This is a genomic window from Ruegeria sp. CH11 (genome assembly GCF_056537105.1).
In genome coordinates, this window is the sequence record NZ_JBQFQX010000015.1 from 81,573 (window position 1) to 93,230 (window position 11,658).

The 11,658-nt window shown below is 57.5% G+C and carries 11 protein-coding genes and 1 pseudogene; 7 read left to right on the forward strand and 5 right to left on the reverse strand.

All coding sequences use genetic code 11. The features are described 5' to 3' along the window. Window positions 1-70: 70 nt before the first annotated feature. Both ACR0LX_RS18650 and sfsA read right to left on the reverse strand, forming a co-directional pair. Window positions 71-718, reverse strand: coding sequence for an imm11 family protein (locus ACR0LX_RS18650; RefSeq protein WP_480785007.1), 648 nt, complete (start codon window positions 716-718; stop codon window positions 71-73). A gap of 56 nt (window positions 719-774) precedes the next feature. After that, window positions 775-1,470 (reverse strand): DNA/RNA nuclease SfsA, encoded by a 696-nt coding sequence (gene sfsA / locus ACR0LX_RS18655; protein ID WP_480785008.1) that lies wholly within the window; start codon window positions 1,468-1,470, stop codon window positions 775-777. 50 nt (window positions 1,471-1,520) lie between these two features. Between sfsA and ACR0LX_RS18660 the strand changes: the two genes are divergently transcribed. From ACR0LX_RS18660 to ACR0LX_RS18675, 4 genes are read left to right on the forward strand one after another with little or no spacing between them, the layout of a single operon-like run. Next, window positions 1,521-2,243, forward strand: coding sequence for a competence/damage-inducible protein A (locus ACR0LX_RS18660; RefSeq protein WP_480785009.1), 723 nt, complete (start codon window positions 1,521-1,523; stop codon window positions 2,241-2,243). After that, window positions 2,240-2,953: a GNAT family N-acetyltransferase gene (locus tag ACR0LX_RS18665; protein WP_480785010.1), complete on the forward strand. Its 714-nt coding sequence runs from the start codon at window positions 2,240-2,242 to the stop codon at window positions 2,951-2,953. Before ACR0LX_RS18660 ends, ACR0LX_RS18665 begins: the two co-directional genes overlap by 4 nt. A gap of 45 nt (window positions 2,954-2,998) precedes the next feature. After that, the gene (locus ACR0LX_RS18670; protein WP_480785021.1) at window positions 2,999-3,532 is read left to right on the forward strand and encodes a peroxidase-related enzyme; all 534 of its coding nucleotides are present in this window, start codon (window positions 2,999-3,001) and stop codon (window positions 3,530-3,532) included. Then, window positions 3,529-4,431: an OmpA family protein gene (locus tag ACR0LX_RS18675; RefSeq protein WP_480785011.1), complete on the forward strand. Its 903-nt coding sequence runs from the start codon at window positions 3,529-3,531 to the stop codon at window positions 4,429-4,431. Before ACR0LX_RS18670 ends, ACR0LX_RS18675 begins: the two co-directional genes overlap by 4 nt. 356 nt (window positions 4,432-4,787) lie before the next feature. On the opposite strand, the gene ACR0LX_RS18680 is transcribed toward ACR0LX_RS18675, so the two are convergent. Both ACR0LX_RS18680 and ACR0LX_RS18685 read right to left on the reverse strand, forming a co-directional pair. After that, window positions 4,788-6,278 carry an inorganic phosphate transporter gene (locus ACR0LX_RS18680; protein WP_480785012.1) on the reverse strand — a complete coding sequence of 497 codons (1,491 nt, stop codon included), beginning with the start codon at window positions 6,276-6,278 and terminating at the stop codon, window positions 4,788-4,790. 329 nt (window positions 6,279-6,607) lie between these two features. After that, window positions 6,608-7,513, reverse strand: coding sequence for a LysR family transcriptional regulator (locus tag ACR0LX_RS18685; RefSeq protein WP_480578014.1), 906 nt, complete (start codon window positions 7,511-7,513; stop codon window positions 6,608-6,610). A gap of 229 nt (window positions 7,514-7,742) precedes the next feature. Here ACR0LX_RS18685 and ACR0LX_RS18690 point away from each other — a divergent pair. Together ACR0LX_RS18690 and ACR0LX_RS18695 are read left to right on the forward strand one after the other, a co-directional pair. Continuing rightward, window positions 7,743-8,183: pseudogene (locus ACR0LX_RS18690) on the forward strand (DUF4399 domain-containing protein). A gap of 29 nt (window positions 8,184-8,212) precedes the next feature. Continuing rightward, a complete protein-coding gene (locus ACR0LX_RS18695) occupies window positions 8,213-8,770 on the forward strand; it encodes a hypothetical protein (RefSeq protein WP_480785013.1) in 558 nt (185 codons plus the stop codon). 44 nt (window positions 8,771-8,814) lie between these two features. Here ACR0LX_RS18695 and ACR0LX_RS18700 read toward each other — a convergent pair whose 3' ends face one another. Then, a complete protein-coding gene (locus ACR0LX_RS18700) occupies window positions 8,815-10,842 on the reverse strand; it encodes an FAD-dependent oxidoreductase (protein ID WP_480785014.1) in 2,028 nt (675 codons plus the stop codon). A 137-nt stretch (window positions 10,843-10,979) separates the two neighbouring features. On the opposite strand from ACR0LX_RS18700, the gene ACR0LX_RS18705 reads away from it, so the two are divergent. After that, window positions 10,980-11,471: an RNA pyrophosphohydrolase gene (locus ACR0LX_RS18705; RefSeq protein WP_480785015.1), complete on the forward strand. Its 492-nt coding sequence runs from the start codon at window positions 10,980-10,982 to the stop codon at window positions 11,469-11,471. Window positions 11,472-11,658 lie beyond the last annotated feature (187 nt).

Sequence of the window (11,658 nt, forward strand, 5' to 3'; positions counted from 1 at the left end):
TACGCTGCTTGTGCAGAAAGTTCCAGAGGGAGTGTATCTGACCGTTCAAATGGCGCTGAGTGTCCGTAGATCAAGCGTTGTATGCCTCGACAATTTTGCACTGGCGAAACCCAAGCCACCGCGCACTCAGCCCGGACTCTTTGATAGCGGTTTTGAGGCGATCAGAGAAAAACACACGGCTGAGAACAGCAGAATCCGACCATAAGTCGAGGTCACTCGCGGACTTCGGATCTACGGCCAGCTTGTTTTTTCCTTCGGGAAAGGCTTGCCACACTTTGCCGCTTGTTCCAATCGGGCGGAGCCCAGTGGACAGTTCTGGCAGAAAAGTCTCTCTATTCTCTCGGATATGCATAAAAAACCAACGTCGCCCACGATACGGTGTTTTCTGGTCGTATTCGCGCAATTCCACTTCTTTGAATCTGGTGCGACCAAGCTCAAACTGGGCAAGAAGATTATGCATGTCTTCCGACACAAAGATCAAACCCAGATAACCAGTGAAGATATCCGGAAGGTTTTCTTTCTTTTTCTTCGGAAGGTTATAGGAGTCAAAGTATACGTAGTCCGGATACTCTGAGACATTTATTTCCTCTGCTTCATCATACTTCCGCCGAAAGGCTGCGTATCCTGCGGGTTGCGGTGCATCCAAATGTACATTGATAGGTTGAATATTACGTGTGCTGTATAAAAGAAGGGATTCCCAAACTTTTTTATGTGTCACTGCGTCCTCAAAAACTTTGATGATTCAATCCGTTGATCCAATTTCAACTTTGAAGCCTAAAGCAAGTTCCGCTGAACCCAAACACCTTCCGGCGATATCCGCGTCCCATAGACCAATCTCTCAACGCCCTGCGACTGCGCCGCGTCAAAAGCCCTCGCATAGGCCGGGTCAATATCCGCGGCCAGCGCGAAGTGGTCGCAATCGGTGCGTTGCACCAGGTAGAGCATGATCGCACGGTGCCCCTGTGCGACCATCGTTGCCAGTTCACCCAGATGTTTGGTGCCGCGCGCGGTGACGCTGTCGGGGAACTCGGCCAGACCGGGCTGGCGCGACAGGGTGACGCTTTTGACTTCGACATAGATGTCGGGCAGCCCGGGCTGGGTCAGCAGGAAATCGATGCGGCTGTTTTCGCCATATTTCACCTCTGGCCTCACGGTCTCATAAGCCGCCAGTTCGGGAATCTCACGTGCCTCCAGCGCTGCGCGCAGCGCCTTGTTGGGGACCGAGGTATCGACGCCGGTGAAATGGCCGTTCTCGTGATCGACCAGTCGCCAACCGTATTTCAGCTTTTTCTTCGGATCGTCGTTGGGTTCCAGCCAGATCTTCTCTCCCGGTTCAGCCAGCCCCAGCATCGAGCCGGGATTGGCGCAATGCGCGGTGACTTCGCGCCCGTCCTCCAACGTGCAATCGGCCAGAAAGCGTTTGTAGCGGCGGACAAGGCGGGCGGGAACAAGGGGGGTTTCAAATCGCATGTCTCAGGGCCTATACCTGCGGAAAGGGTCGATCAAGGGGAGCACGCGCCATGCCGAACCCAACCGCAGCCATGCTGGTCATTGGCGATGAAATCCTGTCTGGCCGCACCCGCGACGCCAACATGCACTTTCTGGCGCAGGAACTGACAAAACACGGTATCGATCTGAAAGAGGTTCGCATCGTCAGCGATGACGCGCCCGCGATCGAAGCGTCGGTCAAAGCCCTGTCCGAAAATTTCGAGCATGTGTTCACCAGCGGCGGGATCGGTCCGACCCATGACGACATCACTGCCGATTGCATCGCGCGGGCCTTTGGCGCGGCGATTGACGTCCGCGCCGACGCGCGCGCGCTGCTTGAGGCGCATTACGACAAGTCGGGCCTGGAGCTGAACGCGGCGCGCCTGCGCATGGCGCGCATACCCTATGGCGCCACGCTGATCGATAACCCGGTTTCTACCGCGCCAGGGTTCACTCTTGCGAATGTGCATGTCATGGCCGGGGTGCCTTTGGTCTTTCAAGCGATGGTTGCCAGTGTTCTGCCGACCCTGACGGGTGGCGCGCCATTGTTGTCACAAACCCTGCGCGTGGATCGGGGCGAAGGTGATATCGCGGCGACCCTTTCGTCGTTGGCAGAGGATTATGGCGATCTGTCTATCGGGTGCTATCCGTTCCAGACCAACGGTGTTTTTGGGGCCAATGTCGTGATCCGGGGAACCGAAGGCGGTCGTATCGACGCCGCGATGACCAGATTGGCCCGCGAGCTGGATCAGTGAGCACCAACTGGGCGGATATTGTCGACGGTACCTGGCCCGCGGCGCGATATGAAAGGCTCGGCCCGTTTCAGTTGCGCGCAGGGCAGGGCGGTGGCTCGCGCGTGTCCGCGGCCAATCCGGTCGGAGCGTTCACGGCGCAGGATGTAGAGGCCGCAGAACAGGCCATGCTGGCTATGGGTCAGCGACGCATCTTCTGCCTGCGCCCGGGCGACGAGGATCTGGACGCGCGACTGGCGCAGCGCGGTTACGACATACTGGATCCGGTCAATATCTACACCTGCCCGGTCGAACACCTGACTGACATCCCGATCCCGCGCGTCACGGTATTCACCATTTGGGAGCCACTGGCGATAATGCGTGAAATATGGGCACAGGGCGGCATCGGTCCCGAGCGGGTGGCGGTGATGGAACGTGCGCCCGGGCCAAAGACCGGCTTGTTGATGCGGTCGAAAGACCAATCGGCGGGCACTGGATTTGTCGCGATTCACGATGGTGTTGCCGTAGTTCATGCGTTGGAAGTTCTGCTTGCGCATCGCCGTCAGGGGCTGGGGCAATGGGCCATGCGTGCTGCGGCCATCTGGGCGCGGAATATAGGTGCTCATACCCTTGGGGTGATCTGCACCAAGGCGAATGCCGGCGCGAACGGCCTTTACCATTCACTCGGCATGCGGATCGTGGGAGAGTACCACTATCGCGTCAAAGGAGACTGAGCCACCGTGACAGACCAGACCAAGCCCACCGCGCTGAATTTGCACATGGTGGATCCGTTGCCGCCTGAGACACAGAAATATTTCGACATCTGTGTCGAGAAACTGGGCATGGTTCCAAATGTGCTGAAGGCCTACGCCTTCGACATCGACAAGCTGAACGCTTTCACCACGATGTATAACGACCTGATGCTGGCCGACAGCGGGCTGTCGAAACTGGAACGCGAGATGATTGCGGTGGTCGTGTCATCGATCAACAAGTGCTACTATTGTCTGGTTGCCCACGGCGCCGCGGTCAGGCAATTGTCGGGTGATCCGCAATTGGGTGAGATGCTGGTGATGAACTATCGCGTTGCACCCCTGGACGTGCGGCAGCGTGCCATGCTGGACTTTGCCGCCAAAATGACAACGGGCAGTGCCGAGATCGAGGACTCTGATCGTCAAAGACTGCGGGATGCGGGTTTCTCTGGCCGCGACATCTGGGATATCGCCAATGTGGTCGGGTTCTTCAACATGACCAACCGGGTGGCCAGCGCAACGGGTATGGTGCCGAACCCCGAATACCACGCGCAATTCCGATGATCCGGCCGCTGTCGCTCTGCCTCGTCCTGCTGGCCCAAGCGGCTATTGGGCAAGACCTGAGCCTACCAAACAACGCGCGCCAGATCAGCGAGCGGATCAGCCCGCTGGACAGCTATGACCTGCCGACGGGTGTTTATTCCGACGATGCGGTGCCAGCCCGCACCGTCGAAGGTCGGGTCGAGCGTTCGACTTGGCGATTGCAATCCGGGTCCAGCACGACGCTGCAAATCCTCGCCCCGTTGCGCAACCAACTTGAGGCGCAGGGTTATGACATTCTGTTCGAATGCGAGGCGCGTGCCTGCGGCGGGTTTGATTTCCGCTTCGGGACCGAGGTGGTTCCGACCCCCGATATGTATGTGGCCATTCAGGACTATCGGTTTCTGTCCGCCACACGCGGCGAGGATGTGCTGAGCCTGTTGATCAGCCGCAACCCGCCTGATGGTTTCATTCAGCTGATCCGGGTGAGTCCGGTTGCCGCGTCCGCGCCGCCGCCTTTGGTGGTTGAGGACGCGGTCAGCGATCCGGGCGACGTTTTGCGGGTGTTGCAACGCGACGGACATGTGATCCTGGACGATCTGCACTTTTCAACCGGCGAAGTGGCGCTTGGTCCGGGGCCATTTGCGTCGCTGAAACTCCTCGCAGGTTACCTGGCCGAAAATCCGCAGGTCAGACTGGCTCTGGTTGGGCACACGGATGATACCGGTAACCTTCAGGCCAATACTGCGGTCAGCACGAAACGGGCGCAGGCGGTTCGGACCCGACTGATCGATGCACACGAAATCGCCGCCGATCGCATTGAGGCGCAAGGCGTTGGATACCTGGCGCCGATCACGTCGAACGCGACCCCCGAGGGCCGCGATACCAACCGTAGGGTTGAGGCCGTTCTGCTGGTCAACTGACCCTGATACCGCCTTTCAAAGGAAGGGTAGCGGATCGCTTCCCCAAATTTCTTGGACCGCTCACATTCAGGAGCGACTGGTGAGGCGGACAAAAAGGCTCAACCTCTTGGATGCAGTGATGCGCCCTTCGAAATGCTCGGTCGGACCTTGAGACCGTTAAGTCATCGAAAGCAGCCATTTATTGCGGCAAGGCCACCCTCATTCGCCATAAATTCTTTCGCGACTTCCTTGCGGGCGAAACGCACTTTCGTGCAGTCATTGTCTCACCCCTTTATTCGATCGTGCGGAGCCGCACTAAGCTTAAGTTTCTGCGTTCGATCAACACCGCGGCGAAAGGCGCTCAGTCACAGTGCTTTCTAAACAAGCCCCATTCCAAAGGTAATCACAAAGAAGATAAGTGCTGAGAGAATGGCCGCTGCAGGCACCGTTACCACCCATGCCGCAATGATGGTCATAAAGTGAGACCGGCGAACGAGTTTGCGACGGCGCCGTTCTTCAGGGGCATAGACAGGGCGAGATGGCATGGCAATTCGAGCCTTTCGAATACGGCGCTCGGCGTCCCATTCACGGAAAAATCCGACGCCAAAAACACCGCCTACAGCAATATGGGTCGAGCTTACGGGTAAGCCTAGCCAACTTGCTATGATGACCGTGATCGCTGCTGATAGAGCCACACAATAAGCACGCATTGGGTTCAGCTTCGTAATCTGGCTGCCAACCATTCGAATGAGTTTCGGACCAAATAGGAACAAGCCGAACGATATACCGAATGCGCCGATAACCATCACCCAAACGGGGATGGTAATAGCGTCGGTAAAGTTGCCGGACTTTGAGGCCTGCACGATCGCTGCAAGAGGGCCTACTGCGTTGGCTACGTCGTTTGCACCATGCGCAAAACTCAGCAAAGCCGCAGAAACAATCAAGGGAATCCCAAATAGGACTTTCAAAGACTTGTTACGATTCTCCAGACCTTGTGATTGCTTGCGAATGACAGGCACCATTGCCGCCCAGATGATGCCACCGACAACAACACCGATCAGAAGTGCGGTTGGCAGGTCAATCTTGATGATCTTCTTTAGACCCTTCAAAGCAAGATAAGTTGCAAACGCACCGGCCATGATACCAACAAGCACGGGTACCCATTTACGTGCCGCGGCAATTTTGTCGTCCTGATAGATGATCCGCGATTTGATCAGTGCCAGGAATAGCGCGGCAATCAAGCCACCAAGGACAGGTGATATCACCCAACTGGCTGCTATCGCACTCATGGTCGACCAGTTGACCGCGGAAAAACCGGCCGCAGCGATGCCCGCGCCCATCACTCCGCCAACGACAGAATGGGTTGTGGATACTGGTGCACCAACCCAAGTTGCCAGGTTCACCCACAGCGCAGCAGAGAGGAGCGCTGCCATCATTGCCCAGATAAATACTTCGGCTGTGGCCATGCTTTCTGGCTCGGTGATGCCCTTCGCGATAGTTGAAACCACATCTCCACCGGCAATAAGCGCCCCTGCACTTTCGAATACAGCCGCTATCGCAATGGCTCCACCCATGCTCAGTGCATTTGCGCCAACCGCCGGACCCATGTTGTTGGCAACATCATTTGCACCGATGTTCAGCGCCATATAAGCGCCGAAACAAGCTGCCACGACAACAATCATTGAGTTGTTGGTTTGTCCAAACAACAACATCGCCGCCAGCCCAGCCAGGACGACAAAAACCAGCGAAATACCGGGGCCGACCAATGGCCGTCCAACATAACTTGTGGCCCGTTCAAGACTCGATAGTCGATCCAGGTCACGATCAAGCGTTTCAAGGTGGCGCGGATCGCCTTGTCGGTCGGTCATGTTGTTTCCCCAAAATCCGCGATGTGGTTACATTGGATGTGGGTGGACAATCAATTGCAACTTGCCGTTAACTCGGATTACAGGGCAAATTAATGTTGCAAGCTTTTTCAAGACGACCGTGTATTGATTTAAGTGCCTTCGACCCGCAATCCTACGTGCGGGGTCCAACACATCCTTTTCAGATCCTACCTGAACCTCCGCAGCGGGCTCAATGCGGTTGTTTGAGGCGAACGACACTCCGCAGCGCCTTTTTTGTACGCTTAACTTTCGCACATAAAAAGAGGCCCGCGAAATTCAACGCGGGCCGTTAGTTTACCGTAGGGAGTTTATTACCAGTTCATCGGTCCCTTTTCGGAAAAGGACTCGACAAGGAAATCAATGAACGCGCGTACTTTGGGCTGAGTGAACCGCCCCGGCGGGTAGACCGCAAAGACGCCCTGAACCTCGTCCGGCAGCGACGGCATTGCGTCCACAACTTCGCCGGTTTTCAGCGCGTCGGCATAAAGATAGCTGGGCAAATAGGCGATACCGAGACCCGAGATGGCGGCATTCAGCAGAGATTGCCCGTCATTCACGCTCAGCCAGCCAGCGGTTCGAACCTGACGTTTTTCACCCGAAGGGGCTGTCAGTCGCCAGACGTTTCCGGACGACTGGCTCGAGTAATGCAGCAGCTTGTGTTCGTTCAGGTCGTCGATCTTTTGCGGATGACCGAACTGTTCGATGTACTTCGGCGATGCGACCATGCGTTTGACCGTTTCGGTCAGCTTGCGGGCGCGCAGGGTGCTATCCTCCAACTCGCCAATGCGCACGGCCACGTCAAACCCTTCGGAAATCAGTTCCACATAGCGGTTGTTCAGCACCATATTCACGGTGATCTCGGGATAGGCGGACAGAAAGTCCGACAGAACCGGCGACAGGTGGTTCACCCCGAAATCCGTGGCCACGCTTATCCGCAGCAGGCCAGATGGCGCCGACTGCATCGATGTGACAAGCGCGTCGGCCTCGCCCGCATCGTTCAGCACGCGGCGCGCGCGGTCATAATAGGCCAAGCCAATTTCGGTTGGTGAAACCCGGCGTGTAGTCCGGTTCAGCAGCCGTGCACCCAGTCGTGCCTCAAGGCTCGACACGTGCTTGGACACGGCCGATTTGGAGATGCCCATCTTCTTGGCCGCGTCGGTGAAGCCACCCTGGTCCACCACGTTGGAAAAGGCCTCCATTTCGGTCAGTCGATCCATTCTCGTTCCCCAGGTCTTCTGTTCGTTGTCTCACTTTCGCGATCAATCTGGGCGAGAACTGGGCAGACATGGGATAATATCAGGGTTTTGAATCGGATCGTTTGCGACTGGGAAACGCCGAAATCGGCAGGAATGGCAGGGGTCCGCGCTGCAAAAGTGCTTAAGTTTCAGGCGATCGCCGCAATCGTGTTATGGTGAGAATGGCATTTTTGTGACCAAGGAGGAGATGATGAAAACAATTCTGGCACCCCTGGCAATGATCCTAAGCGCCACTTTTGCATGGGCCGGGGGCGAAACGCCCGCCGACCCGGATGGATAGGTCTATTTCGTCAACCTGTCGGATGGCGACACCGTGCAATCGCCTGTTACCGTGGTCTTTGGTCTCAGCGGTATGGGCGTGGCCCCGGCCGGGACCGAGAAGGAAAACACCGGCCATCACCACCTGCTGATCAACCGCCCGCCGCTGGGTCAGGGCGAGGACGGCGCGGATGAACTGGCCTATGGCCTGCCCGCAGATGACAACCACATGCATTTCGGCGGTGGCCAGACCGAGGTGACTTTGGACCTGCCCGCAGGCCAGCACACGCTGCAACTGGTGCTGGGCGACGCGGGCCATGTACCGCACGCAACGCCGATTGTGTCTGAGGTGATTACGATTACGGTGGAGTGAGGTGAACAATCAGAGTTGAAGCCAACGCAATGACAGTCTTAATCCGAACAACCCTGTTGGCATCAGTTCTGAAGGTTATGTTTGCACCCATTGTTCTGGCCGACCAATGGGGCTCCATCGTTCTGGCGCATTGCTACCAACTGGATGACAACTATCACAAAGAACACTTATTTATCCGGATTTTCTGGACAGAGGTTGGGGGCGGTCAATTCTATCAGAACCCGCCGGCGTCTGAGGGGCCTCTCGGGCTGTATGGTCTAAACAACTCCCCGGTAAGCTGTCTGATCAATGGAAAGATCGTGGAATTCAGAACATTTGAATATCGCCCGGCGAGCCTACGTGGGGCGTGTGGACTCTGTGAGCAAACGGGTTTTCAGCTTGTTGTCGATGACAAAGTCATCTGGGAGGTGCCCGCGCCCGAGCGAAAGTTCGACTCAATCTTCAAGGGAACCATAGACATGGATCGCGACATGGTGCGCGTTTGCAAGGAAAACCGACCTGAGGAAATTGGCGTTGAAATCCCGTTCGAACAGGATTTCTTCAAGGCTCAAACAAGTGTGATGGTCTGCTCAACAATGACATACTGATCACGGTCAGTCGTTCTGGTCCAGCATGCGCGAGACCAGAACAATCACAACCCCGCCGCCAACCGGGTGCCCTGATTGATCGCGCGCTTTGCGTCCAGCTCGGCGGCCACGTCGGCGCCGCCGATCACGTGCGGTTCGATCCCCAGTTTAATAAGGTCGTCGGCAAGGCTGCGATCAGATACCTGTCCTGCGCACAGAACAATCGTATCCGCTGCCACCACCTGCGGGTTTTCGCGCGTTTCACCAAAACTGATATGCAACCCGTCGTCATCGATCCGCTCATAGTTCACGCCGCCGACAAACTCGACATTCTTCATCTTCAGCGTCGCGCGGTGAATCCAGCCGGTTGTTTTGCCCAGCCCCTTGCCGTGCCGCTGCGCCTTGCGTTGCAGCAAGGTGACCTGCCGCGCCGGGGCCTGAGGTTGCGGGCCTTCGGGGGCCAGGCCCGAGCGGTGCTCGGCCGGGTCGGTGACGCCCCATTCCTTCATCCATGCGGGCAGGTCGGTGGTGACGCCGTGACCGTCTTCCAGCAGGAATTCCGACACATCAAAACCGATCCCACCAGCGCCGATGACGGCAACGGACTGTCCCACGGCAGCCTTGCCACGCAACACATCGACATAGCTGAGGACATTGTCGCGTTCTTGCCCGGGAATTTGCGGGTCGCGCGGGGTAACACCGGTGGCGATGATCACCTCGTCATAGCCGGTCAGGTCATCGGCCTTCACCTCGCGGTTGAGTTCCACCTGCACGCCCAGATCGGACATCATGGTGCGATACCAGTCGACGAGGCCCCAGAACTCCTCTTTGCCCGGCACCTGTTTGGCCATGTTCAACTGGCCGCCGACCTCTGGCGCGCGGTCGAAAAGGGTCACGTTGTGGCCGCGCTGGGCTGCGGTCATTGCGGTGGACAAACCGGCGGGGCCAGCGCCGACGATGGCGACGCTCTTCGGTGTCTCGGCCTTGCCGATTACCAACTCTGTTTCATGACAGGCACGCGGGTTCACAAGGCATGAGGTCAGTTTGCCGCCGAATGTGTGATCCAGACAGGCCTGGTTGCAGGCAATACAGGGTGCGATGTGTGCGCCCTGACCGGCAATGGCCTTGTTGACGAAATCCGCATCTGCAAGCATCGGTCGCGCCAGTGAGACCATATCGGCACAGCCCGTTGCCAGAACCTCTTCGGCCACTTCGGGCGTGTTGATCCGGTTCGACGTGATCAACGGGATTCCAACCTTGCCCATCAGCTTTTTCGTCACCCACGCGAATGCCGCACGCGGTACGCTCGTGGCGATGGTCGGAATACGGGCTTCGTGCCATCCAATGCCGGTGTTGATGATCGTAGCCCCGGCCTGTTCGATCCGCTGCGCCAGTTGCACAACCTCGTCATGGGTCGAGCCATTGGGGATCAGGTCAATCATCGATAGGCGGTAGATGATGATGAAGTTGGTGCCGACCGCCTGACGTGTGCGGCGTACCACCTCGATCGGCAATCGCATCCGGTTCTCATACGACCCGCCCCAACGGTCGGCGCGTTTGTTCGTGTGGGTCACCAGGAACTGATTGAGGAAATACCCCTCGGACCCCATGATCTCGACCCCGTCATAACCGGCCTGCTGCGCCAGCACCGCGGCGTTGACGATGTCGCTGATCTGCTTTTCGATGCCTTCTTCGTCCAGCTCATGCGGCGGGAACGGCGAAATCGGAGACTTCACCGGGCTGGGCGCAACGCATTTGGGACCATAGGCATATCGACCCGCGTGCAGGATCTGCATGGCGATCTTGCCACCTGCTTCGTGCACGCGCCGCGTGACGATGGAGTGGTTCGCGACCTCTTGTTCGTTGGTCATCATCGACGCGCCGGGCAGAACTGAACCTTCGAGGTTCGGACCAATGCCGCCCGTGACCATCAGTGCCACACCCCCGCGCGCCCGATCCGCATAAAACTCGGCCACCCGGTTCCAGTCGCCGGTTTCCTCAAGGCCTGTATGCATCGAGCCCATCAGCACGCGGTTCTTCAGCGTGGTAAAGCCCAGATCCAGCGGGGCCAGCATGTTTGGGTACGCAGTCATGACGAACTCTCCCTCGCGTATTTGCCGCTTAGATTGACCTTCGCGTCAACGTTGTCACGCGAAACCTAACGTCAAACTCTTTGCGCCGGGCCTTGGGCTTGGTAGAGACGTGCCACCCCACTTGCACGAGGCCGAACATGACCCCCGAAGAAATTGCCAAACTGCCCTACCGCCCCTGCGTTGGGCTGATGTTGATGAATGCCGACGGGAAGATATTTGTGGGCCAGCGCAACGACCGCCACAAGGATGCCTGGCAGATGCCCCAAGGCGGCGTGGACAAGGGCGAAGACCCGCGCGATGCAGCCCTGCGAGAACTGTGGGAGGAAACAGGCGTTACCGCCGATCTGGTCGAGGTCGTGGCCGAAACCGACGGTTGGCTGCCCTACGATCTGCCCCACGATATCGTACCCAAAATCTGGAAAGGCCGCTATCGCGGGCAGGAACAGAAATGGTATCTGCTGCGGTTCACCGGCCGCGACGACCAGATCAATATTGAAACGGACCATCCCGAATTTACACATTGGAAGTGGCAGGAGCCGAACCGGCTGATCGAAGAGATCGTGCCCTTCAAACGTGATGTTTATGCGCGTGTGGTGGAGGCCTTTCGAGGATTCTTACTCGAGATTTGAATACAGTTCGTTTGTTGAGCGTATTCTGGATCGCGGACAATTCTGTCACCTTCTGCGAAGTGGTACTGGAAGGCTTGAAGAATGGTTGCTGTGCGGGGATAGTGTTGAAGAAGTCGCCGTTTGGGCGCGTTCAGGATGCGGACTCAATAGGCTTCCGCCTTCCCTTCATCCCGTCAGTCTAGGTTGT